Consider the following 23247-nt stretch of genomic DNA (forward strand, 5'->3'; position numbering starts at 1 on the left):
GAACGTCAGCGTGCTCTTGGCCTCGGTCACGTCGTCGCTGGGGGCGGTGCCGTCGGGGTCGAGGCGGGCCTGCCATTCCATTGCCTGCACGCGCAGTACGTCGGGCGCGAAGCGGATGCCTGCGCCGGGGAGCCCGGCGGTTTCCGCGGTGCTGGCCCCGGTGGCGGTCGCGACGAGGGCGCGCTCAACCCCCTCGAGGTCATCCGGCAGGACCTTCCCCTGCAACGCGGTGAGGGTGCTGGCGATGATCTCGGCCGATTCCACCCCGAGTTCCCCGCTGGTCAGGCCGTCGGCGATGACCGGGTACCGCGCCGGGACAGGCAGGCCCAGCGGGGTACGTTCCACCGCGGTCTCACCGAGTTTCAGGCGCCGTTTGGCTTCGCGGCCCGAGATGCCGGCGAGTTGGGTGATGAACTCGACCCGGTTGCGGCATCCGTTTCGGTACGCCAGCGACCCGTTGCCAAGGTCGATCTCGGCGCGCACACCGATGTCGGTGGTGGCGCGTGCGCGGTTAATTGGTACTGGGCACCATCGACCTTGCGGCCGAGTTCTTCGAGGGCCGTCAGAACCGCAACAGCTTCAGCATCGTCGAGGTGACCGAACCGCACATCGTCCAACGCTGCCGCCAGAATGGCACCGGCCTGAGCCACCGCTTCAACGCGAGAACCCTGCGGCATCGAGCCGGCTGTGGCGGGCGGGGCGGGCGGGGCGGTGATGGTCATGGCGTCGGTGCCTCCTTCACCCACAAGTATAGCCCGAATCGCCCCTAAAGACGAGTAAACCTCAGTCAAATACAAACGAAAGTTCAAAAGTTTCTTCTGAAAGCCAAGTGCGGGAAACGGTCACTTCGGCCCTCCTGTAATAGCCGTTCACCCGCTTTCGTGGGGCGTAACCCGGCCGCAGTAGAGGCATAATCATCAATTATGGGCAAAGTTTCCCCCTGAACTGGGGTCGACAAAAGCACGGGTACCATCGGCGGGAACTGGTTCAGCCTTTACCCGCCGCGATAACGTAAAGAGTCAGTCTCGTGCCGTGACTGCGGTGTGCTTCCACACGAGCGCATTGAGATGACTGAGAACCGGGGGAGCAGCGCAGACGTGACCAGCCTGACCGAAATTCTGATCGTGCACGGACTGCTGCCGGTGGAGGGACTTGACACCGTTCGGTTGAGCGATCGCGCCGATGAAGCCGCCGTGCGCAACTTGGTGGAGGCCGGCACCATCACCGAGCTGCAGTTCGCCAGGGCACGCGCCGAGCAGAAAAACCTGCCCTTCGTCGAGCTGCTGGACTATCCGGTTGACCGGCTCGCCGTGGCCAAAGTGCCGGCCACCGTCTGCCACCGGGCCAATGTTTTGCCGATCGCCTTTGAAGACGGTCGCCTCGTGGTGGCCATGGTCAACCCCGGCGATGTGTTCGCCGTCGACGACGTGCGCGAGGCAGCGCGCATGCGGGTCAGCCCGGTTGTCGTCGAGCTGTCCGACCTGCAGGCGGCCATCGCCCGCTATCACCGCGCCGACAACGAATTGATCGACCTCAGCACCACTCTCACCGCCGACAGCGAAGAACCCGAGGAGTTTGCCGGTCCCAACGAAACGGATGACGCCGCTCCGATCGTGCGCTTCGTCAACCTGTTGGTCAGCCAGGCCATTCAAGACAAAGCCTCTGACATCCACATCGAACCCGGTGAGAACGATGTGCGCGTGCGCTACCGCATAGACGGGGTGCTGCACGAGATGCAGCGAGCTCCGTCGACCATCGCCGGTGGCGTCATCTCGCGCATCAAGATCATGAGCGACCTCGACATCGCTGAGCGTCGCAAACCGCAGGACGGCCGCATGTCGGTGCACCACAACGGGCGCACCGTCGACCTGCGCGTCGCCGTTCTGCCTACGGTGTGGGGAGAGAAGGTCGTGCTGCGAATTCTCGACAACGCCACCTCGTCGATGAGCATGGACGGCCTCAATCTGCTCACCGACAACTTCAACGAGTACGAGATGGCGTACACCAAGCCGTACGGCATGATTCTGGTCACCGGCCCGACCGGGTCGGGCAAGTCGACCACGCTCTACACGACCCTGCACGCCATCAATCGCCCGGAGATCAACGTCATCACCGTTGAAGACCCGGTGGAATACCGCATGCAAGGGGTCAACCAGGTGCAGGTGAATCGCAAGGCGGGCCTCACCTTCGCCGTTGCGCTGCGTTCCATTCTGCGCGCCGACCCCGATGTCGTGCTGCTCGGTGAGATTCGAGACCAGGAGACCGCGAAGATCGCCATCGAGGCCTCGCTCACCGGTCACCTCGTACTGTCGACCCTGCACACCAACGACGCGCCGAGCGCCATGACCCGACTAATCGAAATGGGCATCGAGCCCTTTCTCGTGGGGTCGGCCCTGGACTGCGTTGTGGCCCAGCGACTGGCCCGGCGTCTGTGCGACCGCTGCAAGGTGCCCGACGAGCGCACCGACCTGGCCTATCTGGGTTTTGTAGTCAACCCAACGGTGGGCTACGTCTCGAACCGTTCGACGGTCATGCCGGATCTCGGCCCGGCCATCGACCCCACCACGACGGGCACGATCATCTACAAGCCGACCGGGTGCTCGAGTTGCTCGCAGACCGGCTACCGTGGACGGCTTGGTATTCACGAGGTCATGACGGTGTCCGAAGAGATCGAGCGGCTGACCGTGGCGCACGCCTCGAGCGCGCAGATCGGAGCCGCCGCCCGCAAGCAGGGAATGATCACCATGCGTGAAGACGGCTGGGCCAAGGTCGCCCTCGGGCTGACCTCGATCGACGAGGTGCTCCGTGTTGTTTCCTAATTTCCGGGATGCCCCGGTTCGCCCCCGACGGACCGCGCAGGTCCCGCAGTGAGATCGCCCGATCTCGGTTATGCCGTCCAGGAATCCGATGACCCGCCCGCCTCCACCGTTGATATCCGTTCGAGGAGGCTTATGCGTTCCGAATCATCAGCCCAATTCAGCGCACCCATGCCCGATGCCGACCTGCTCCGGGCGCTCCGTCTCGTGCTGGACGAGGGAGCGAGCGACCTGCACGTTTCTGGCGGTGCACCGCCGAGCATCCGGGTGGACGGTTCCCTGCGGCCGATTCCCGGGTGGGATCGTTGGTCGCCGGAGAAGGTCGCTTCCGCACTCAACAGCATTCTGTCGCCGGAGCAGCGCGAAGAATTCGACCAGGAACTCGAGCTCGATTTCGCCCACACGGTGGAGGGCACGCGTTTTCGAGTCAATTTCTACCAGCAGCGCAACACGGTCGGGGGCGCCTTTCGGCTCATTCCCAATGAGATCAAATCATTGGCCGAGCTGGGTATTCCGGAATCGGTGGCGCGGTTCGCTCACCTGCCGCGAGGCCTCGTTCTGGTCACCGGTCCCACCGGCTCCGGCAAGACCACAACGCTGGCCGCAATGGTGGACCTGGTGAATCGCACCAGGGACGACCACATCGTCACGGTGGAAGACCCGATCGAGTTCATTCATGAGGCCAAGAAATCCATGATCAGCCAACGCGAGGTGGGGCAGGACACGCACAGTTTCGCATCCGCTCTCACACACGTGCTGCGCCAAGACCCCGACGTCATTCTGATCGGCGAGTTGCGCGACCTGGAGACGATCTCGGTGGCTTTGACCGCCGCCCAGACCGGTCACCTCGTGTTTTCCACGCTGCACACTCAGGATGCTGCCCAGACCATCGACCGCATCATCGACGTTTTTCCACCGCACCAGCAGGCGCAAGTGCGCGCGCAGCTCGCCGCGACGCTGCGCGGGGTGGTCTGCCAGACCCTCGTGCGCAAGATCGGCGGTGGGCGTGTGGTCGCGACCGAGATTCTGGTGACCACCGCCGCCATCGCGAACCTGGTGCGGGAGGGCAAGACCCACCAGATTGCCTCAGCCCTGCAATCCGGGCGCACCCTCGGCATGCACACCATGGACCAGCACCTCGCTGAACTCGTCGAGGCCGGCCAGATCACTCGGCAGGCCGCAGAGGAGAAGGCCATGGACGTCGACGTGCTCAAGCAACTCGTGCACAGGGTTGATCCCCCGGACACCCCGGTGGGCGGCCTGAGCAACGGCGAAATTGACTTCAATGACTCGTTCTCGTCCGGAAGGCGCTAGATGTCCACCGAAAGCTCTTTCAGCTACACCAGCAGGGACTCCCGCGACCGCGTGGTCAAGGGCCGCATGGACGCAGCGTCGGAGCGGGCAGTGCTGCTGCAACTGCGCACCATGGGGCTCTCGCCCATTTCGATCACGCCGGCCCATAAACTCACGGGTCTTCACGCAGATCTGAGCATTCCGGGGTTTCAAAAGCACATTGGACTCAGCGACCTCTCCGTGATGAGCCGTCAGATGGCGACAATGACCGCGGCGGGGCTGTCGTTGCTGCGCACGCTCAATATTCTGTCGGAGCAGACCGAGAACAAGCAGCTCGCCCAGGTGATCGCTGTCATTCGCAGCGACGTCGAAACCGGCGTGTCGCTCTCCGAAGCCTTCGATAAGCAGGACGTGGTGTTTCCGCCGATCATGATCAGCCTGGTGCGCGCGGGCGAGTCCGGTGGTTTTCTCGAAGACGCCCTCAACTCCATTGCCGACAACTTCGAAAGCGAGGTGAAGCTGCGCGACACCATCAAGAGCGCGCTCGCCTACCCCGTGATCGTGCTGATCATGGCCGTGCTCGCCGTGGTGGGCATGCTCATTTTCATCGTTCCCGTGTTCGAGAAGATGTTCGCTGATCTAGGTGGCGAGTTACCGCCGGCCACCCGGGTGCTCGTCGCGCTCTCCAACGGCATGGTCTGGGTGGCCCCGGTGCTGCTCATTGCCGTCATCGTGTTCTCCGTTTGGTGGCGCAAGAACAAGCACACCCTGGCCGTGCGGCGGGTACTCGACCCGTTCAAGCTCAAACTGCCGGTGTTTGGCAAGCTACTTATCAAGCTCGCCATCGCTCGCTTCAGCCGCAACTTCGCCACGATGATCGGTGCCGGTGTGCCCATTCTGAACTCGCTCAAGATCGTAGGGGAGACCTCGGGAAACTATGTCATCGAGTCCGCCCTGATCAAAGTTCAGGAATCGGTGAGCCAGGGTCGTTCAATGGCGACCCCGCTCGCACTCGAGCCGGTGTTTCCGGCCATGGTCACGCAGATGATCGCGGTGGGAGAGGGTGCCGGCGTGCTCGAGCAGATGCTCACCAAGATCGCCGACTTCTACGACCAGGAGGTGCAGTCGACCACGGAGCAGCTCACGGCACTGATCGAGCCGCTCATGATCGCCGTCATCGGCGTGATCATCGGTGGCATGGTCGTGTCGCTGTACCTGCCCATGTTCAGTGTTTTCGACTACGTCAAATAGCCGGCGAGGCAAGTAGCCCCCGTTTGGGCTGCACTCCCAGTGGGGGTAGTCAGCCCCCCGAAAAAACAAGGTTCGGTCTGGGGCTTGAATCTAAGCTGACAACGGAGTAACTCCGCCGATTTACTCCTTGCAGAATCACTCAAAGGAAACACACACATGAACCGCTTCTTCACGACCGTCCTAGCCAAGCGCAAGGCCCTCGGCGACAAGGAGAAGGGCTTCACGCTCATCGAGCTCCTCGTGGTCGTTCTCATCCTCGGCATTCTCTCCGCGATCGCAATTCCCATCTACATCGGCCAGCAGGATTCCGCGAAGGACAGCGCCGTGGCTACTCAACTGGCGCAGGCGAAGGCCGCAATTTCCGTCTCAGTGGCTGAAGGTTCAACGGTCGACGCCGCCGTAGCTGCACTGGAAACCCTTCCCGGGTACTCCGCCAGCGAGAAAATTAGCGTTGTAGCCGCTGCGCCCGTTGCAGCCACCCCGGACGCATTCTTACTGACTGGAACATACGTGGACACTGCCGGGCAAGCCGGCACAAACGAGCACACAATCACGGAATCAACCTCGGCTAAAAAGAGCTAGAAATTCGAGTAGGGGGCGTCGATAATTTGGCGCTCTCGCTTCGTGCTGGAGATATCAGAATGAATAAGTGAAAGGAACGTTGAATGACTGTGCTCGGCGTTGAGTCCAGCAGACGTTCCGACGGCTTCGGCCTGGTTGAAGTCATCGTGTCGATGTTTCTTCTCAGCCTTATGGCACTGGTATTCCTGCCGGTGCTCACGCAGGCTATGCACCTCACTGCGTCCAACGCGTCGATCGCAACGGCAACTCAGCTACTTAGCGCGGATCTGGAGCAGGCGCGACCACTGGCAGTCACCTGTAATCCGCTTCCCGCAAGCACCGCATCAGTGCACGATGGATTAGCCGTTACCGGAGAGTGGGAACTCGCCGACGGATGCTCGACGGGTGTTTCCGCGATGGTAAAGTACACCAGCACCGTCATCGATCGCACAGACCGCAGTGTGCTCGCTCAGGTCGTTACGCTCATTCTGGTTTCACCGTGACCACGTGGTTCTTGGCCCGGTACCGTGGTGCAGAGGCACAAAGGTTGACTGTTGGCCAGGCCGAGAAGCTTGCAACCGCAAGCGCGCCAGGCCAGGACGGTATGTCGCTGGTCGAGTTGATTATCTACACTTCGCTGGCAGGGGTGATCCTCACCCTGGTTGGCGGTTTTCTGGTCACTACTTTGCGCGCGGAACGGGAGCTCGTTTCAGCCGTACAGACGACCAACACGACGCAGGTGATCGTTGAAGCGATTAGGGCCGACGTGCGCAATGCAAACCAGATCACAGTTCGAGGCCAGGATCTATTAATTGTGAAGACGGCAGGGCGAAACACAGACCTCACTTGGACATGCCAGGCATGGTTCTTCCACGACGGCTCGGTCTACTCCAAGGAAACCGCAACCGGGACGCCATTGAAGGCTCCGAATAGTAGTGAGATTGTCAGTTGGACCAATCACAGGATCTTAATTAATGAGGCGACCGTCGGATTTAACGGAGACGAAGTCGAGTTGTCCCTTGGAGTCGGCTCAGCTACTTCGGACCGAGTAGATACGACGATCAAGCCGCAAGGAACGCTAGAGATAGGACAAACATGCTTCGCAGGGTGATCCCGGAGTCTGGCGCTGGCGAGCGCGGGAGCGTGCTGATCGCTGTGATTGGCGTGATGGCCGTGCTCGTGATCGTTACCCTTACCGTAACCTCTTCGTCGTTGCAATCGCTCGGACTGACAACCTCGGTCCTCGCCGGCGTGCAGGCGCAGGCTGCGGCCGAGGCGGGGATCGCTGCCGGAGTGGTCCAGCTCAGCACTGGTTGCCCCCTCGTCGAAGACAACCGGCTCAGGAGGTCTGCGCCTCAATTCGAGGTGATTTTCTCGCATCTGGATAGCGGGGCTCCGGTGTGGGAAGAGGGTTGCCCAGCGGCGATGGGACAGGTCAAGATGGTTTCGACGGGTACCGCAGGGGCTGCCGGCCTCGGTGGCAAAGCGGCGGGCACCACCCGCAGCGTCGAGGCTGTCTACTCTGTGGCCGTATCGGGCAGCAGCCCGAGCGCCGGCATCGCGATCTACGCTGACCTCGGCTTTTCCATCATCGAGTCCGTGACCATCCATGCACCGGGTGCTGCGATCTATGTGCGTCAGGGTGACGCCAGTTGCATCAGTTCGGGCGCAAACACCGTGGATCTGATAGTCCATGCGGGCGACGTCATCCTCGGAGAATCCTGCGGTCTGTTCGGAGACGTGTGGGCATCGGGCAATGCCACAATCGGTGGATCCGCACTTGTCCACCAAAGCCTGATTGCTGCCAGATTGACCACATCGTCGACCGCGCAGGTTAGCGGCAATGTCTGGGTTTCAGGGCTTGCCGCGATTGGTCCGGGTACGGTCGTCGGCGGAAGTCTCACGGCGGGTGAAACGAGCGGTATTCTCGGCAGCTTGATCGGAAATTCATCGCAGACCAAACCTGGACCGGTTTCCGGCCTCGCCGCACCGGGATGGTACGACCTGAAGTACAAGTATTCATCGACAATCGGCACGTTCGTGAACGATAAAAGCCAAAAGGATATGGCATGGAACTACTTTGAAAATAAGGTCGTTCTTGGAGGGATCTGTGATCTGGCCGCCCTGCAAGCTGCTGCCGATGCGCTGACTGGCGCTCCTGGGATCATTGAATGCGCGAATGGGGTTGACGTCTCAGGTACGGGGATACTGAATCTTGGCAGTGACATCGCAATTATCGCGGACAACTTTCAATTTCGTAACAGCGCTCAGATCGATGCTGCTTCGAAGCACAAATTGTGGTTGGTAACCTCTGACAAGTCGCCAAACAGCAAGTCAAAATGTAACGCAAAGGCCGAGGATTTTTCGGTAATCGAATCATTTAAAGTCAACTTCAATGTTGATGTGATGGTTTATACGCCGTGCAACGTAAACATTTCCACTTCGTCCCAGTGGCGTGGTCAGATTTGGGGCGGTACCGTGAAACTGGCTACATCCGGCGTCTACACCTACGCTGAGGTCGGCTTTCCAGGCGCGACATCGACCGGTGGAGGGACGCCTGCCTTAGGTGCGCGGGAGTCGATTCGAGACCTGAATGGCTAGCACCGTTGCTGGGATCTTCGGTATTCTTGGCGCCGTAATCGGCTCACTTCTCAACGTGGTAATCTACCGCATACCGGCTGGCCGCTCCATCGTTTCCCCGCCGAGTGCGTGTGGCAGTTGCGGTGCGCGCATTCGGCCGTATGACAATATTCCAGTCTTGAGCTGGTTCGTGCTGCGCGGCGAATGCCGCGACTGTAAGGCACTCATCCCGCCCCGCTACCCCATGATCGAACTCGGCACCGCGGTGTTCTTCGCTGTCGTCGCTCTCTGGGTGTTCGCGTCCGCAAATTTCGGCTGGGCGGCCGTGACGACCGCCACCAACACCCTGGCCACTCAGCTCATCGTGCTCGCGGCGTTTCTCTACCTGGCGGCGATCAGCGTGGCCCTGGCCATGATCGACCTCGACACGCGCACCCTGCCGAACCGCATTCTGCTGCCCGCGTATCCGGTGGCCGCGGTACTGCTCGGGGCAGCCGCCCTCGTGGCCGGCGAGCCCGGTCGCCTGCTCACCGCCCTCATCGGGGCCGGAACACTGTTCGGCCTCTACCTGGCCTTGGCATTGATCAGCCCCGGCGGCATGGGCCTCGGCGACGTGAAACTAGCCGGCCTGCTCGGTCTCTACCTGGGTTATCTGGGCTGGGCGCCGCTCATCGTGGGCGCTTTCGGCGCTTTTCTGCTCGGCGGTGTATTCGGACTCCTTCTGCTCCTCAGCCGAAAGGCCAAGCGCCGCAGCAGTATTCCGTTCGGCCCGTGGATGCTGCTGGGCGCCTGGATCGGCGTATTCTTCGGCGACCAGATATCCATCGGCTACCTCACCCTGTACGGCCTCGCTTAACCGTCAGCTGCCGCCACGACCATTCGACCCGCTCCTCGACCACCGTTTACGAACCAACTTCTCACTGGGGGAAACAAATGACTACACGCGTGGTCGGAATCGATATCGGTACCACCGCCGTGCGGGCCGTAGAACTGCGGGATGGCGAGACGGATCACCCCGTGCTCGTGCGCTGCCACGAAGAGCCCCTCCCATTCGGTGCGGTCAGCCGCGGCGAAGTGCTGGAACCGGCCGTCGTCGCCGCGGCGCTCCAGCGAATGTGGGCGAGGGGCGGCTTCACCACCAAAGACGTCGTGCTCGGGATGGGCTACCACCGAATGGTCGTGCGCAACCTGACCGTGCCCAAGATGTCGCTGCGCCGCATTCGCGAGTCGCTGCCCTTTCAGGCGCAGGACCTGCTGTCATTTCCCACCGCCGAGGCGCTGCTCGACTTCTACCCGATTGCCGAAGTCGACAGTGATGGTGAGTCTGGCCCGCAAATCTCCGGCCTGCTGATCGCCTCCTTGAAAGATGTCGTGCAATCGCACATCAAGGCCGTAAAGCTGGCCGGACTGCACACCGTCACCGTTGACATTATGTCGTTCGCTCGCAGTCGTGCCATTCACCGTGCAGTGACCACCCCCGACGTGATCGTGCAGATTGATATCGGTGGCGGCTCGTCGAGCGTGCTCATCTCCTCGAACGGCGTGCCGCAGTTCGTGCGCGTGATTCCCTCCGGCGGTAATCAGCTCACCAAAGCGCTACGCGTGCGCCTCGGCATCGACGAGGAGGCGGCCGAGGTGCTCAAGAAGCGGCTGGGTCTGCCAAAGGAGGCGGCACCCGAAGATGAGATAGCCACCACGATCATTCGGGAGATCACCTCGGAACTTTTGGAGAGCCTGCGCAACACAGTCGCGTATTTCACCAATAACCGGCCGGAGCTACCGATCGACCGCATCGTGCTCATGGGCGGTGGTGCCCGACTCGACGGATTCGGTGCCGCGCTCAGCGAATTGACCCGTTTCCCGGTCGTTCCGGCGCAGCCCTACGGCGGGCTGGAACTTGGACCCGACGTCAATCAAACAGACTTGGAGAATTCCCAGTGCACCTTTGTTGCCGCACTAGGACTGGCATTGGGGAGCAAAGCATGAAACGGGCAACGGATATGCAGGAGCTGATCCTCGGCGGGGAGCCGCGCGCAGATCTGCTCCCCCCGGATCTGTTGGCCCGGCGAGCGAACCGAGCACTGCACCGAGCATTGACCATCACCCTCATGGGTGTCGTTGTGATCATGGGCGCGGGCATCGGCGCGGTCTCCGTGACGGCGGCATTAAACCAGAACGATTTGGCGGAAGCCACGCTGCGCACCGATGCGATCCTCATGGAGACCACCAAATTCGCCGAGGTGAGTCGGGTGCAGGACCAGTACGACACGACCCTGGCCGTGCGTGGTCTCGGCCTGTCGACCGAGGTGGATTGGAAGGCCTACCTCGCCGATATTCGCGCCATCCTGCCGGCCGACGTCACGATCGATTCAGTCACTGTGACCACGTCGTCACCCTGGGCCGGCTTTGTTCAGAGCGCGGTGCCACTCACTCAACCCCGAACTGCTTCACTCGCATTGGAAACCACCAGCCCGGGGCTGCCCACGGTGCCGCAGTGGCTGGTCGGCCTGAAAGACCTGCCCGGCTATGCCGACGCGAGCCCTGGATCCATTTCTCGCTCGCAAGACGGCAGCTATGTCGTGAGTCTCGCACTCAACATCAACGCGGCCGCGTTGTCGAACCGCTTTGCCGCAGAGGAGTAGAGAGATGAATAGGGACCGACTCTGGGGGCTCACCTGGGTCGCTATCGTGGGCGCCGTCGTGGTTTTCGGCACGCTGCTCGGTATCGCGCCGAAAGTAGCAGAGGCCAGTGCTGCCGCCCGCGAACTGACCAACGTGAAAGCCCAGAACACCCAGCACGAGCTGGCCCTCGCCACCCTGAAGGACGAGTTCGCGCACATCGATGTGCTCAAGAATAATCTGGCTGAGCTGCAGCTCGGCATTCCCCTGACCGCCGACATTCCCGCGTTTGTGGCGCAGCTCGACGCCATTGCCGCCGAGCACCAGGTGACGCTCGACCAGATTTCGATCAGCGACGGCACCGGTTACGTGCCGATCGAACCGGTCGCCGCTCCCGAGGCCGCCGCAGCTAGTACCGACGCGGCCACTGCCGACCTAGCGGGCGCCGACTCGGCTCCAACGATGAGCCCGCGCCTGTCGCCCGCGAACTACATCTCGGTGCCGGTTTCCATCGAGGCGAGCGGCACCAATGCCAGTGTGCTCGACTTTCTCTCCGGGCTGCAATACGGCGATCGCATCATTGCCATCAAGACCTTCTCCACCGGCGCGGGAGCGAGCGCGGGGGAGGCCACCGTCACCATTGCGGCCGAGATCTACGTGCTGGTCGACCCCACCGCACCAGCCGCCGAGTAACCTGGCGCAGCACTCCAAAGCCCCCGATACCTCCAGTATCGGGGGCTTTCGCATTCCTGCCAGCGTCTGTAGGCGGCTGCCCATGCCCGCCCGCAGACCCCCAGATCGCGGGACTACCGCTAAACCGCCAGTCTCAATAGCGTTGCGAGTCACGTAGGCCTCTCGCGAACAAGACTTACCCTCTGGCTCCACTCGCGAGGCCTGCCTCGACCGTGTGCCGCACCCTCGGCATCCGCTCGTGATCTACCCGCACGGCCGTACCTGTTCCGCGGCAGTCAGTACCCGACACTTGCTTTGCGAAAAGGATTCCTCATGGACGGCCCGAAAAACTCTGCGCTGATCGACCACACCGCGTCGCCAGGCGCTGGCCTGCTTTACGCCGATCTGGTGGGCTTCACCCCGGTTTCGGCCTCCGCCGCAGTGAACGCCACCCACCGCGACGAAATTCGCGTGCTTCCCACGAACCGCAGGCGCACGCGCATGGCGCTACGCAGTGTTCCCGGCGACCGCATTCTGCGAAGCGTCGGCCAGGCGGAGCCCGATGTGCTCGGCGCTCCAGACACCGACCTGATCGAAGCGCTCACCGAGGTTGTGCTACGCAAGGCTTCCGACCTGCATGTCTCCGTCGCAGCTCCGCCGAGCATTCGCCGCGCTGGCGATCTGGGCCCGGTGGGCATTGGCCCGGCCTGGTCGCGCCAAAAGGCAGACCTCGCGATCCGCAGCATTCTCACCCGCGCCCAGCAGACCAGCTTCGATCGCGACCACGGACTCGACTTCGCGTACACGCTCGAGGACACCGCGGTCAGCGGCACGTCCAACCGCTTTCGAGTCAACGTGCACCAGCAGCGTGGCGCAGTCGGTGCGGTCTTTCGGCTCATTCCGAGCGAGATCAAAGACCTCAAGGCCCTGGGAATTCCGCAATCGGTGGCCACGTTCGCGGCGCTGCCTCGCGGGCTGGTGCTCGTGGCCGTGCCTACCGGCTCTGGGAAGTCCACCACCCTGTCCGCCCTCGTCGACCTCGTGAACAGCACCAGGGCCGACCACATCGTCACCGTGGAAGACCCGATCGAGTTTCTGCACGCGCACAAAAAGTCAATCGTGACCCAACGCGAGGTGGGGCACGACACGGCGAGTTTCGCATCCGCTTTGAAACACGTGCTGCGGCAGGGCCCCGACGTGATTCTCATCGGCGAACTGCGGGACCTTGAGACGATTCAGGTAGCGCTGACCGCCGCCGAAACCGGCCACCTCGTCTTCGCGACCCTGCACACGCAGAGCGCTGCCCAGACGATCGACCGCATCATCGACGTGTTTCCGCCGCACCAGCGGAACCAGGTGCGGGCGCAGCTCGCCCAGACCCTGCAGGGCGTGGTCTGTCAGACCCTGGTGAAGTGGGCGAACGGTTCCGGCCGGGTTGCCGCGACCGAGGTGCTTGTAACCACGCCGGCCATTGCCAACCTCATTCGCGAGGGCAAGACGCACCAGATCGAATCCATGATGCAGAGCGGCCGCGACAAGGGCATGCACACCATGGACCAGCACCTCGCCGAACTGGTCAACGCCGGCCAGATCGCCCGTACGGCCGCGCTCGCCAAGGCCCACGATGTCATCGGCGTTGAGCTGCTCATTCACCGCACCGAGTCGGCGGCGGGCGGCGGAGCCTTCGCCTTCGCGGGCGCGAGCGGGTACAGCAGCGGCGGCTACGACACCGGCCGCGCTGCCGACTACGACGCCGGCTTTTCCCGCGCGGTTCTCTGATGCCGGAGACACTGGTCTTCAGCTACACCGGTCGCGACACCCGGGGTACGAACGTGAAAGGGCGAGTCGACGTGCTCAACTCGGGGCAGGCGTATTCGCTGGTGGCGCCGGCGGCGGCATCCGCTGGATAATGCGGCGGCGCGCCGAGTCTCCGTGGCATTTGCTGTGCCCTTGGTACAGTAGAGGTCAGTCACGGCGAAGGCCACGAGGAGTTCAGCATGAGCGACAACACGCCAACCGACGGCAAGAAGAACCCGGAAACGGATGCTGCCGCAGCGCCCGATTCGAGCGCGCCCGAGCAGGATTCCACCGACCAGAGCGGTGCCCCCGAGCACGCCGCGGTCGTGGTCGAGCCAACGGCTTCGCTCGCCGAGCCCGTTCAGGAACCCATCGTCATCGACTATGACGCCATCAACGCCAACCTGAGCGCTGCCGAGCGCGCCGACGTGGCATCCGCTTCGGCCGACGCCCGCAACCTGGCCCCCATGTCAACGGCCGCTCCGGTCGCGCCCCGCGATGCCGACGCACCGAGCCTTGCCGACGACTACTCCGACTCCTATACTCCCGCCGAAACGGTTCCGGCCACGAGCACAGCCATTGAGTCAGAGCCGGCGTCGCCCGTCGTGCCGGTCGCGCTCGCCGTGGGAACGGCCGCCGCCGCGGAGACGCCGATCGACTACTCCGTCGTCGAGGCCCCCCGTGACGTGCCGGTCTCGACCCCGCCGTCGTACACGCCCCCGGCCCAGTCGCCGATCTACGTGCAGGCACCCACCAAGCCCAAGGACCGCAGCAACCGGGGCGGCGGCATTCTGATCGCCCTGCTCGCCACGGTGGTTTTCGCGGTGCTGTACGCCGTCGCGGCGTTCATCATCATCGGCGTGACGAGCGCGACCATGGCCGTCACCGTGAGCACCTTCACGTCCTTCGTCGGGCTGCCGAGATTCTACATTCCGGTCATCTTCTTCTTCCTGGCCTATGCCGCCCTGATTGTGCTGGTCAACCGCGGCGGCTGGTGGGCGTACGTGCTGTTCGGTTTCTTCGTCGGCGTCGTGGTGTACTTCTCCTACATCGGCGGGGCCATGCTCGGCCTCGTGATCGACGGCCAGTCTGACGGCCTGACCCCGACCGAACTCAGCCGCATCGTATCGACCCTGTGGCTGAACCCCGGCGCCATCGCTGCCGGGCTCATCGCCCGCGAGGTGCCGATCTGGGCCGGAGCCTGGATCGCCCGCCGCGGACGCCGCGTCACCGCGAAGAACCTCGAGGCCCGCACCGAGTATGAGCGCCTGCTCGCCGACGGCCCCCAGGTCTCCCGCCCCTAGCTCCTTGCGGACGGGGCCCAGGCCCCGTCCATGGGCCCAGTTTATAAACTGGGCCCATGGCTCGGGCCCAGGCCCCGTCCGGCACCGGTAGCCGGCGGGCGGGCCTACGCTGGAGCCATGCGGGAATATCGAAAGTACGCGATCACCATGGCAGCCTTCTCGGTCGCCCTCTACGTTGCCTTCATCGTCGCGGCGTTCGGCGTGCTCAGTCTGCTGCTCAATCGTGACGTCATCAACGAAACGGATGCCGGCGCCCTCCTCGGCCCCATCATGGTCACCACAGCGGCCCTCGCGTTGGTCTGGGTCATGCTCAGCGCGGTGCTGCGCTCGCCCGAACGGCTGACGCAGGTTCCGCCGTTGCCGATCTTCATTGCCGGAGTCGCCGCCTACCTCGGCTATTGCGTCTCCGGGGGAGTGGTCTATAGCCTCGGCGCCGGCGAACTCTTTCGCTCGGTCATCTTCATCGGCGGCGAAATGATGGGCCCGTTCGCGATCGCCGTCGCCGTGAGCGGCTGGCTCATCGCCTTTCTGTTCTTCGTGGTGCTGCTCGCCAAACCCGCTGGCTCCGGCGCTCCCGAGTGGCCCTGGGAGAAGAACGACGACAACTAGCGCGCTGATGGGGCGTTTCGTGACGTCTCGCGCGCGCGGCACCCTCAGCAGCCCCATTCATGGGGCCGATGTTGGCATCTCGCGCACGACCCGCGTACGAGTAACCTTATGAATTATGGATAGGTCCATCGAGTCGCGCGTCAACCACGAGGTTGAGAACTGGCTGCGTTGGATCACCCGGTGGCGCCCCGCAACGCACCGCGGCCGTGCCCGCCTGTGCCGCCGATGCTTCGGATCCCCGATCATCGCCTCCGCCGGACTCGCCGTCGACGTTCCCCACGTCGTTCAGCACGCCCTTTCCATGCGCATGAAGATCGTCATCGACGCCTCGGTCGACGAATATACCGAGCGCAATCTGCCGCTGCTCGCGCACGAGCTCAACCTGAGCGAGCGCCGCGAATCCGCCCAGGCCTATCGGCCGGCTGAGGGCCTCGAACCGGAGTTTCGCGGGCTCGATCTCGACCCGCAACCCGCAGCGGATGCCCCGTACCTCTTCACCTTCAGCGAACTCGCCGACCAGCAGCCCGCCGAACCCCAGCCGGCACCCCCGTCCTCGCTCGATGCCGCAGAGCAGGAACTCCAGCTCGAGCTCCCCGCCCCGACACCGTTCGAACCGCTTCCGCCGCTCAGCCCCGAAGAGAAGGCCGCCCTGAAGGCCGAGATGGCCCTCGCTGACGAGTTCGCCACCCAGGTCGGCCTGCGGGTTTGCGCCCAGCTCGCCCAACAAAAGCCCCGCTTGCTCGCCGCAATCGCGGAGTTCGTCGAGCCCCAGGTGCAGGCCTTGCTGGCTGACCTCGAGAGCACCCTCGACTCGCCGCTGTGGCCGCGCAATCCCTAGCCGAGCCGCAGCATCCGTTCTCGGTCCGGGCCCACCTTGTGAACGCGGGCCCAGTCTATAAACTGGGCCCACGGACGGGGCCCGGGCCCCGTCCGCAGAGGGCCTGTTCTGACAGTGCTAAACGGGGAAAAGGGCCGCGCGGCGGCGGGCCTGACGCGGGGCGCAACCCATTTGACCATGGAGGCTCAGCCGGGCTAGAATTACCCGGTGTGCGCTTTGTCGTGCGCCTGAATTATGCCCTCTTGAGAGCACAGGTGCGAGATTCCACACATGTAGGGCTGGTCAAAGACCACGCCCCCACGGCATACCCACCAAAACACGCGCGAGCAATCGTGTGGGTTCAAGCGGGTCCAGATGAACTCGATCCCACCCGTCAGGACAAGATCGAATGCTAACCATCACAAAGCTGTCACCGTGCAGCAATATCAAGGAGTAATTAGTGCCCACCATTCAGCAGTTGGTCAGGAAGGGCCGTAGCCCCAAGGTCACCAAGACCAAGGCTCCCGCCCTGAAGTCCAACCCGCAGCAGCGCGGCGTTTGCACCCGCGTCTACACCACCACCCCGAAGAAGCCGAACTCGGCTCTTCGCAAGGTCGCCCGCGTCAAGCTTTCCAACGGCACCGAGGTCACCGCCTACATTCCCGGCGAGGGCCACAACCTGCAGGAGCACTCCATGGTGCTCGTGCGCGGAGGCCGTGTTAAGGACCTCCCCGGTGTGCGTTACAAAATCATTCGCGGCGCACTGGACACCCAGGCCGTCAAGAACCGTAAGCAGGCCCGCAGCCGCTACGGCGCAAAGATGGAGAAGAAGTAATGCCCCGTAAAGGACCCGCTCCCAAGCGCCCTGTCATTGCCGACCCGGTTTACGGTGCCCCCATCGTCAGCCAGCTCGTCAACAAGATCCTTCTCGATGGCAAAAAGGGCCTCGCCGAGCGCATCGTTTACGATGCCCTCGCGGGAGTCTCCGCCAAGAACGAGCTGGATGCCGTCGTCACGCTGAAGAAGGCACTCGACAACGTTCGTCCGACCCTCGAGGTGCGTTCGCGCCGTGTCGGTGGTTCCACCTACCAGGTGCCCGTCGAAGTGAAGCCGCACCGCGCCAACACGTTGGCCCTTCGCTGGTTGACCAGCTACGCCAAGGCGCGTCGCGAGAAGACCATGACCGAGCGCCTCACCAACGAGATCCTCGACGCGAGCAACGGCCTCGGTGCCGCTGTCAAGCGTCGTGAAGACACTCACAAGATGGCTGAAGCGAACAAGGCCTTCGCGCACTACCGCTGGTAGTTAGAACCATCGAGCATTCCTGATCAGCAGGCAGGCGCGTGTGAAACACGCGCCTGCCCAGCTGCTAAGCGGATGCTCAAGGCCTTGTTCCGCATTCCCACCCCTACCCTTCCGGAGGACCCCCGTGGCACTTGACGTGCTCACCGACCTGAGTAAGGTCCGCAATATCGGCATCATGGCTCACATTGATGCTGGCAAGACCACCACGACTGAGCGCATCCTGTTCTACACGGGTGTCAACCACAAGATCGGCGAGACCCACGACGGCGCCTCGACGATGGACTGGATGGCTCAGGAGCAGGAACGTGGCATCACGATCACCTCCGCTGCGACGACCTGTTTCTGGGACAACAACCAGATCAACATCATCGACACCCCCGGACACGTGGACTTCACCGTGGAGGTGGAGCGTTCGCTCCGCGTTCTCGACGGTGCTGTTGCCGTGTTCGACGGCAAGGAGGGCGTTGAGCCCCAGTCCGAAACCGTGTGGCGTCAGGCCGACAAGTACGACGTGCCCCGCATTTGCTTCGTCAACAAGATGGACAAGCTCGGCGCCGACTTCTACTTCACGGTCGACACCATCATCAAGCGCCTCGGCGCGAAGCCGTTGGTCATCCAGCTGCCGATCGGTGCAGAGTCTGAGTTCGAGGGTGTCGTTGACCTCGTTCAGATGCGCGCACTGACCTGGCGCGGCGACTCCAAGGGTGACGTGGAGATGGGCTCGAAGTACGCCATCGAAGAGATCCCCGCCGACCTCGTGGAGAAGGCTGCCGAGTACCGCAAGCTTCTGCTCGAGACCGTTGCCGAAACCGACGACGACCTCATGGAGCGTTACTTCGCCGGCGAAGAGCTGACGGTTGCCGAGATCAAGGGCGCCATCCGCAAGCTCACCATCAACAGTGAGATCTACCCGGTTCTGTGTGGTTCTGCGTTCAAGAACCGCGGCGTTCAGCCGATGCTCGACGCTGTCATCGATTACCTTCCGACGCCGCTCGACGTGCCTGCCATTGAGGCCCACGACCCGCGCGACGAAGAAAAGGTCATCATGCGTCACCCCGACGCCGAGGAGCCCTTCACGGCGCTCGCGTTCAAGGTTGCGGTGCACCCGTTCTTCGGTCGCCTCACCTACGTGCGCGTGTACTCGGGCCGTCTCGACTCCGGAGCCCAGGTCATCAACTCGACCAAGGGTAAGAAGGAGCGCATCGGCAAGATCTTCCAGATGCACGCCAACAAGGAGAACCCGGTGGCCTTCGTCACCGCCGGTCACATCTACGCGGTCATCGGCCTCAAGGACACCACCACGGGCGACACCCTGTGCGACCCGAATGCCCAGGTCGTACTCGAGTCCATGACGTTCCCTGACCCGGTTATCGAGGTCGCTATCGAGCCCAAGACCAAGCAGGACCAGGAAAAACTGGGCCTTGCCATTCAGAAGCTCGCCGAAGAAGACCCCACTTTCCGTACCGAACAGAACCAGGAAACTGGCCAGACGGTAATCAAGGGAATGGGTGAACTTCACCTGGACATCCTGGTCGACCGCATGAAGCGTGAATTCAACGTTGAGGCGAACGTCGGCAAGCCCCAGGTGGCGTACCGCGAAACGATCCGCAAGGCCGTTGAGCGTCACGACTACACGCACAAGAAGCAGACCGGTGGATCCGGCCAGTTCGCGAAGATTCAGATCGCGATCGAACCGATGGAAATCACTGCTGAGAAGTCGTACGAGTTCCTCAACAAGGTCACCGGTGGTCGTATCCCGCGTGAGTACATCCCCTCGGTGGATGCTGGAATTCAGGATGCGCTCCGCGTAGGCATCCTGGCCGGCTACCCGATGGTGGGCGTTCGAGCCAGCCTGCTTGACGGCGCTGCGCACGACGTCGACTCCTCGGAGATGGCCTTCAAGATTGCTGGCTCGATGGGCTTCAAGGAAGCCGTTCGTAAGGCGAACCCCGTTCTGCTCGAGCCGCTGATGGCCGTCGAAGTTCGTACCCCTGAGGAATACATGGGTGACGTAATCGGCGACCTCAACTCGCGTCGTGGGCAGATCCAGACCATGGAGGATGCGCAGGGCGTGAAGGTAATTCGCGCACACGTTCCACTGTCGGAGATGTTCGGATACATCGGTGACCTGCGGTCGAAGACCAGCGGCCGTGCGGTGTACTCGATGACGTTCGAGAGCTATGCGGAGGTCCCGAAGGCAGTTGCCGACGAGATCATCAACAAGAACAAGGGCGAATAGCCCCTAAGGTGGCCTTCGGGCCAAAATCGCTTCGGCCACCTGGCCCTAGTAACATAAGTAGACACATCCAGCGCATACCGGCCGCTCATAACGGCGGCCGTGAATTTGCACGCGAGTCCTGAGGAGGACCCACAGTGGCCAAGGCCAAGTTCGAGCGGACAAAGCCGCACGTAAACATCGGAACGATCGGTCACGTTGACCACGGAAAGACCACGCTGACTGCAGCGATCTCCAAGGTTCTTGCCGATAAGTTCCCGTCCAAGATCAACGTTCAGCGCGACTTCGCGTCGATTGACTCGGCTCCGGAAGAACGCCAGCGCGGCATCACGATCAACATTTCGCACGTTGAGTACGAGACCGACAAGCGTCACTATGCGCACGTCGATGCTCCGGGCCACGCTGACTACATCAAGAACATGATCACCGGTGCTGCTCAGATGGACGGCGCAATCCTCGTGGTTGCCGCTACTGACGGCCCGATGGCTCAGACCCGTGAGCACGTTCTTCTCGCCAAGCAGGTCGGCGTTCCGACCCTGCTCGTCGCGCTGAACAAGGCCGACATGGTTGATGACGAAGAGATCATGGAGCTCGTCGAGCTCGAAGTTCGTGAACTTCTCTCCAGCCAGGGTTTCGATGGCGACAACGCCCCCGTCATCCAGGTCTCCGCACTCAAGGCGCTTGAAGGCGACGAGAAGTGGACCGGCAACATCCTTGAGCTCATGAAGGCTGTTGACGACTTCATTCCGGACCCGATCCGCGACAAGGACAAGCCGTTCTTGATGCCGATCGAGGACGTCTTCACGATCACCGGCCGTGGCACCGTTGTTACGGGCCGCGCCGAGCGTGGAACCCTCAAGATCAACTCCGAGATCGAGATCGTCGGCATCCGCCCGACGCAGAAGACCACGGTTACCGGTATTGAGATGTTCCACAAGCAGCTCGACGAGGCTTGGGCCGGCGAGAACTGTGGACTTCTTCTTCGTGGCACCAAGCGCGAAGACGTTGAGCGCGGCCAGGTCGTCGTCAAGCCGGGTTCGGTTACGCCGCACACCGACTTCGAGGGCACCGCGTACATCCTCAGCAAGAACGAGGGTGGCCGTCACAACCCGTTCTACGCGAACTACCGCCCGCAGTTCTACTTCCGCACCACGGACGTCACCGGCGTCATCACGCTGCCCGAGGGCACCGAGATGGTCATGCCTGGCGACACCACCGACCTGACTGTCGCGCTGATTCAGCCGATCGCCATGGAAGAGGGCCTCGGCTTCGCTATCCGTGAAGGTGGCCGCACCGTCGGCGCCGGCACGGTGACCAAGATCATCAAGTAATTTCCTTTACTTAGATCTGAAGAAAAGGGGTCGGACCTTCGGGTTCGGCCCCTTTTTTGCACCCCTGACGCAATCGAATATTTCAAGCGGATGACGATCGCTCACTACCCGACGCGGGATTGGGAATATCCGGTTATGGTCTGCGCATGCAGATATCGAAACTGGAAATGCGCATCCTCCTGGGGATCGCGATCGTTGTGGTGGCCATTCTCGCCGTGGTGATCGTGCCCCGCCTGGCCGGGTCCGCTCCCGCTGCCCAGTCATCGATCGCCCGGGTGACGCAGACGCCGACGCCGTCGGCGATTGCCACGTCCACACCCGTACCAGCGCCAACAGCCCAGACCGAACAGCAGATTCTCGACGGCATCGTGACCAGCACCGTCAGCGTCTACAGCGTGCTGGTCTGCGACAGCCTTAAACAATATGCCGCCCTGTCGATTCCCGAGATCATCACCAAGGTGCTCGCCGAATACCCGACCACCGGCCTGTCCGACCAATCCCGTCAGATCATGGCCCAGCGTGTGCTGACCGAATCCACCGCCAAGAGCTGCCCGGAGCAAAGCCCGCGAGTGGCCGCCGGAATCGTTCAGGGCTAGGTCACCCGCCGCACTAAAACGGATGCTCGTGGCTGGTCGGCCGCGGGCATCCGCTGGTAAATCGCGCGACACGCCGCGCGCGACACGCCCGGGTTGCATGTAATGGCAACTGTGTGGCAGACTCTTCTAGTTCAACACTTTCGGCGTGCGCTACGCGTCGCCGGAATCACTGCCAGGCAGTGCATAGTCGCGTCACACCCTTTCGAATAACACGTGTCGAACTGTGCAGATCGCAGGCTAGGCCGCAGGGAGCAGAGCGCAGCATAAATCAACGATCTGGTCGGCGTGGGTAAAACCGTGCCGTCCCCCAGGTTCTGCTTCTGGGAGTCGGCGTTGACGATGAGCGTCGATTATTTGGCGTGAATCAAAATTGACATATGAACAGTGGTGCTAATAGCAGCAGTGCTACTACGGCGTCCAATGCAACCTCGGCAAATCCTGCCGTGGTCTGTAAGACGCCTCGACAGAGAGAGAGTTCGACATGGCGGGACAGAAGATCCGCATTCGACTTAAGTCGTATGACCACGAGGTCATCGACATTTCGGCGCGCAAGATCGTCGACACAGTGACCCGTGCGGGCGCTACAGTCGTCGGCCCGGTGCCGCTTCCGACCGAGAAGAACGTGGTGTGTGTCATCCGTTCCCCTCACAAGTACAAGGACAGCCGGGAGCACTTTGAAATGCGCACCCACAAGCGTCTGATCGACATCATTGACCCGACCCCGAAGGCTGTTGACTCGCTCATGCGCCTCGACCTTCCGGCCGACGTCAACATCGAGATCAAGCTCTAGGGCCCGCGATGTCTTACTCCGATACCAAGACCACCAAGGGTCTCCTCGGCAAGAAGCTCGGCATGACCCAGGTGTGGGACGAGAACAACAAGCTTGTTCCTGTTACCGTCATCGAGATCGCGCCGAACGTTGTCACGCAGATCCGCACCAAGGCCGTCGACGGCTACAACGGCGTTCAGATCGCCGCTGGCCCCATCGACCCGCGCAAGGTCAACAAGCCCCTTGCCGGTCACTTCGACAAGGCCGGCGTCACGCCTCGTCGCCACATCACCGAGCTCCGTACCGCGGATGCCGCTGATTACAACCTGGGCCAGGAACTCACCGTTGACGGTGTCTTCGTTGCCGGCACCAAGGTTGATGTCATGGGCACCAGCAAGGGTAAGGGTTTCGCCGGTGTTATGAAGCGTCACAACTTCAAGGGTGTCTCCTCCTCTCACGGTTCGCACCGCAACCACCGTAAGCCCGGTTCCATCGGTGCTTCCTCGACCCCGAGCCGTGTCTTCAAGGGCATGCGCATGGCCGGTCGTATGGGTGGCGAGCGCGTAACCGTGCTGAACCTCAAGGTGCACGCTATTGACGCCGACAAGGGCCTCATGCTCGTCAAGGGTGCCGTTCCCGGTGCCCGTGGCCGCCTCGTATTCGTTCGCAACGCAGTGAAGGGAGCCTAGTC

Annotated in this window: 23 protein-coding genes and 1 pseudogene; 23 read left to right on the forward strand and 1 reads right to left on the reverse strand. The window is 62.5% G+C overall.

What is annotated here, in order from left to right:
* Positions 1-483, reverse strand: a pseudogene (locus CXY77_RS10245) (DUF222 domain-containing protein); the annotation flags it as partial.
* 614 nt (positions 484-1097) lie between these two features.
* On the opposite strand from CXY77_RS10245, the gene CXY77_RS10255 reads away from it, so the two are divergent.
* The 23 genes from CXY77_RS10255 (at position 1098) to rplC (ending at position 23245) form a co-directional block, all read left to right on the forward strand.
* Positions 1098-2819 carry a GspE/PulE family protein gene (locus tag CXY77_RS10255; RefSeq protein WP_092339524.1) on the forward strand — a complete coding sequence of 574 codons (1722 nt, stop codon included), beginning with the start codon at positions 1098-1100 and terminating at the stop codon, positions 2817-2819.
* Between the two features lie 132 nt (positions 2820-2951).
* The gene (locus CXY77_RS10260; RefSeq protein WP_276326785.1) at positions 2952-4130 is read left to right on the forward strand and encodes a type IV pilus twitching motility protein PilT; all 1179 of its coding nucleotides are present in this window, start codon (positions 2952-2954) and stop codon (positions 4128-4130) included.
* Entirely contained in the window at positions 4131-5360 is a 1230-nt protein-coding gene (locus tag CXY77_RS10265) for a type II secretion system F family protein (protein ID WP_104130039.1), read from the forward strand.
* 156 nt (positions 5361-5516) lie between these two features.
* Positions 5517-5942 carry a type IV pilin protein gene (locus CXY77_RS20920; RefSeq protein WP_092339471.1) on the forward strand — a complete coding sequence of 142 codons (426 nt, stop codon included), beginning with the start codon at positions 5517-5519 and terminating at the stop codon, positions 5940-5942.
* An 83-nt stretch (positions 5943-6025) separates the two neighbouring features.
* The gene (locus CXY77_RS10275) at positions 6026-6424 is read left to right on the forward strand and encodes a prepilin-type N-terminal cleavage/methylation domain-containing protein (protein ID WP_104130040.1); all 399 of its coding nucleotides are present in this window, start codon (positions 6026-6028) and stop codon (positions 6422-6424) included.
* On the forward strand, positions 6421-7032 hold the full coding sequence (locus tag CXY77_RS10280; RefSeq protein ID WP_140425508.1) for a hypothetical protein: 612 nt from the start codon (positions 6421-6423) through the stop codon (positions 7030-7032). Before CXY77_RS10275 ends, CXY77_RS10280 begins: the two co-directional genes overlap by 4 nt.
* A complete protein-coding gene (locus CXY77_RS10285) occupies positions 7017-8522 on the forward strand; it encodes a hypothetical protein (RefSeq protein ID WP_104089480.1) in 1506 nt (501 codons plus the stop codon). Before CXY77_RS10280 ends, CXY77_RS10285 begins: the two co-directional genes overlap by 16 nt.
* Entirely contained in the window at positions 8515-9357 is an 843-nt protein-coding gene (locus CXY77_RS10290; RefSeq protein ID WP_092339463.1) for an A24 family peptidase, read from the forward strand. Before CXY77_RS10285 ends, CXY77_RS10290 begins: the two co-directional genes overlap by 8 nt.
* Positions 9358-9434: 77 nt before the next feature.
* The gene (gene pilM, locus CXY77_RS10295; RefSeq protein ID WP_092339461.1) at positions 9435-10487 is read left to right on the forward strand and encodes a type IV pilus assembly protein PilM; all 1053 of its coding nucleotides are present in this window, start codon (positions 9435-9437) and stop codon (positions 10485-10487) included.
* Positions 10484-11143 carry a hypothetical protein gene (locus CXY77_RS10300; protein ID WP_140425509.1) on the forward strand — a complete coding sequence of 220 codons (660 nt, stop codon included), beginning with the start codon at positions 10484-10486 and terminating at the stop codon, positions 11141-11143. The genes pilM and CXY77_RS10300 overlap by 4 nt, the downstream gene beginning before the upstream one ends.
* 4 nt (positions 11144-11147) lie before the next feature.
* Positions 11148-11813, forward strand: a complete 666-nt coding sequence (locus CXY77_RS10305) for a hypothetical protein (protein WP_092339457.1) — start codon at positions 11148-11150, stop codon at positions 11811-11813.
* A 312-nt stretch (positions 11814-12125) separates the two neighbouring features.
* Entirely contained in the window at positions 12126-13571 is a 1446-nt protein-coding gene (locus CXY77_RS10310) for a type IV pilus twitching motility protein PilT (RefSeq protein WP_304466263.1), read from the forward strand.
* Complete coding sequence (locus tag CXY77_RS20855) at positions 13571-13702, forward strand: hypothetical protein (protein WP_255410014.1); 132 nt, start codon at positions 13571-13573, stop codon at positions 13700-13702. Before CXY77_RS10310 ends, CXY77_RS20855 begins: the two co-directional genes overlap by 1 nt.
* An 87-nt stretch (positions 13703-13789) precedes the next feature.
* On the forward strand, positions 13790-14893 hold the full coding sequence (locus tag CXY77_RS10315) for a hypothetical protein (protein ID WP_104089483.1): 1104 nt from the start codon (positions 13790-13792) through the stop codon (positions 14891-14893).
* Positions 14894-15010: 117 nt separating this feature from the next.
* Complete coding sequence (locus CXY77_RS10320; protein ID WP_104089484.1) at positions 15011-15502, forward strand: DUF6121 family protein; 492 nt, start codon at positions 15011-15013, stop codon at positions 15500-15502.
* A gap of 115 nt (positions 15503-15617) precedes the next feature.
* The gene (locus CXY77_RS10325; RefSeq protein ID WP_104089486.1) at positions 15618-16340 is read left to right on the forward strand and encodes a spermidine/putrescine ABC transporter substrate-binding protein; all 723 of its coding nucleotides are present in this window, start codon (positions 15618-15620) and stop codon (positions 16338-16340) included.
* Positions 16341-16779: 439 nt separating this feature from the next.
* Positions 16780-17154, forward strand: coding sequence for a 30S ribosomal protein S12 (rpsL, locus tag CXY77_RS10330; RefSeq protein WP_035834602.1), 375 nt, complete (start codon positions 16780-16782; stop codon positions 17152-17154).
* Positions 17154-17624, forward strand: coding sequence for a 30S ribosomal protein S7 (rpsG, locus tag CXY77_RS10335; RefSeq protein ID WP_092107221.1), 471 nt, complete (start codon positions 17154-17156; stop codon positions 17622-17624). The genes rpsL and rpsG overlap by 1 nt, the downstream gene beginning before the upstream one ends.
* A gap of 124 nt (positions 17625-17748) precedes the next feature.
* Positions 17749-19863, forward strand: coding sequence for an elongation factor G (gene fusA, locus CXY77_RS10340; RefSeq protein WP_092339447.1), 2115 nt, complete (start codon positions 17749-17751; stop codon positions 19861-19863).
* Between the two features lie 134 nt (positions 19864-19997).
* Positions 19998-21191 (forward strand): elongation factor Tu, encoded by a 1194-nt coding sequence (gene tuf, locus CXY77_RS10345; RefSeq protein WP_092107225.1) that lies wholly within the window; start codon positions 19998-20000, stop codon positions 21189-21191.
* A gap of 146 nt (positions 21192-21337) precedes the next feature.
* Complete coding sequence (locus tag CXY77_RS10350) at positions 21338-21787, forward strand: hypothetical protein (RefSeq protein WP_140425510.1); 450 nt, start codon at positions 21338-21340, stop codon at positions 21785-21787.
* Positions 21788-22268: 481 nt separating this feature from the next.
* Positions 22269-22577, forward strand: a complete 309-nt coding sequence (gene rpsJ / locus CXY77_RS10355) for a 30S ribosomal protein S10 (protein WP_035834607.1) — start codon at positions 22269-22271, stop codon at positions 22575-22577.
* Between the two features lie 8 nt (positions 22578-22585).
* On the forward strand, positions 22586-23245 hold the full coding sequence (gene rplC, locus CXY77_RS10360) for a 50S ribosomal protein L3 (RefSeq protein WP_092339443.1): 660 nt from the start codon (positions 22586-22588) through the stop codon (positions 23243-23245).
* Positions 23246-23247: the final 2 nt, after the last annotated feature.

It is taken from the genome of Cryobacterium sp. N21 (assembly GCF_002929575.1).
GTDB classification, from domain to species: domain Bacteria; phylum Actinomycetota; class Actinomycetes; order Actinomycetales; family Microbacteriaceae; genus Cryobacterium; species Cryobacterium flavum.

What these genes read in the sequence shown, in the direction of transcription:
- CXY77_RS10260 (WP_276326785.1), top strand. Translation starts at nt 2,952, where the DNA reads ATGCGTTCCGAATCATCAGCCCAATTCAGCGCACCCATGCCCGATGCC.
- CXY77_RS10265 (WP_104130039.1), top strand. Translation starts at nt 4,131, where the DNA reads ATGTCCACCGAAAGCTCTTTCAGCTACACCAGCAGGGACTCCCGCGAC.
- CXY77_RS20920 (WP_092339471.1), top strand. Translation starts at nt 5,517, where the DNA reads ATGAACCGCTTCTTCACGACCGTCCTAGCCAAGCGCAAGGCCCTCGGC.
- CXY77_RS10275 (WP_104130040.1), top strand. Translation starts at nt 6,026, where the DNA reads ATGACTGTGCTCGGCGTTGAGTCCAGCAGACGTTCCGACGGCTTCGGC.
- CXY77_RS10285 (WP_104089480.1), top strand. Translation starts at nt 7,017, where the DNA reads ATGCTTCGCAGGGTGATCCCGGAGTCTGGCGCTGGCGAGCGCGGGAGC.
- CXY77_RS10290 (WP_092339463.1), top strand. Translation starts at nt 8,515, where the DNA reads ATGGCTAGCACCGTTGCTGGGATCTTCGGTATTCTTGGCGCCGTAATC.
- pilM (WP_092339461.1), top strand. Translation starts at nt 9,435, where the DNA reads ATGACTACACGCGTGGTCGGAATCGATATCGGTACCACCGCCGTGCGG.
- CXY77_RS10300 (WP_140425509.1), top strand. Translation starts at nt 10,484, where the DNA reads ATGAAACGGGCAACGGATATGCAGGAGCTGATCCTCGGCGGGGAGCCG.
- CXY77_RS10305 (WP_092339457.1), top strand. Translation starts at nt 11,148, where the DNA reads ATGAATAGGGACCGACTCTGGGGGCTCACCTGGGTCGCTATCGTGGGC.
- CXY77_RS10310 (WP_304466263.1), top strand. Translation starts at nt 12,126, where the DNA reads ATGGACGGCCCGAAAAACTCTGCGCTGATCGACCACACCGCGTCGCCA.
- CXY77_RS20855 (WP_255410014.1), top strand. Translation starts at nt 13,571, where the DNA reads ATGCCGGAGACACTGGTCTTCAGCTACACCGGTCGCGACACCCGGGGT.
- CXY77_RS10315 (WP_104089483.1), top strand. Translation starts at nt 13,790, where the DNA reads ATGAGCGACAACACGCCAACCGACGGCAAGAAGAACCCGGAAACGGAT.
- CXY77_RS10320 (WP_104089484.1), top strand. Translation starts at nt 15,011, where the DNA reads ATGCGGGAATATCGAAAGTACGCGATCACCATGGCAGCCTTCTCGGTC.
- CXY77_RS10325 (WP_104089486.1), top strand. Translation starts at nt 15,618, where the DNA reads ATGGATAGGTCCATCGAGTCGCGCGTCAACCACGAGGTTGAGAACTGG.
- rpsG (WP_092107221.1), top strand. Translation starts at nt 17,154, where the DNA reads ATGCCCCGTAAAGGACCCGCTCCCAAGCGCCCTGTCATTGCCGACCCG.
- CXY77_RS10350 (WP_140425510.1), top strand. Translation starts at nt 21,338, where the DNA reads ATGCAGATATCGAAACTGGAAATGCGCATCCTCCTGGGGATCGCGATC.
- rpsJ (WP_035834607.1), top strand. Translation starts at nt 22,269, where the DNA reads ATGGCGGGACAGAAGATCCGCATTCGACTTAAGTCGTATGACCACGAG.
- rplC (WP_092339443.1), top strand. Translation starts at nt 22,586, where the DNA reads ATGTCTTACTCCGATACCAAGACCACCAAGGGTCTCCTCGGCAAGAAG.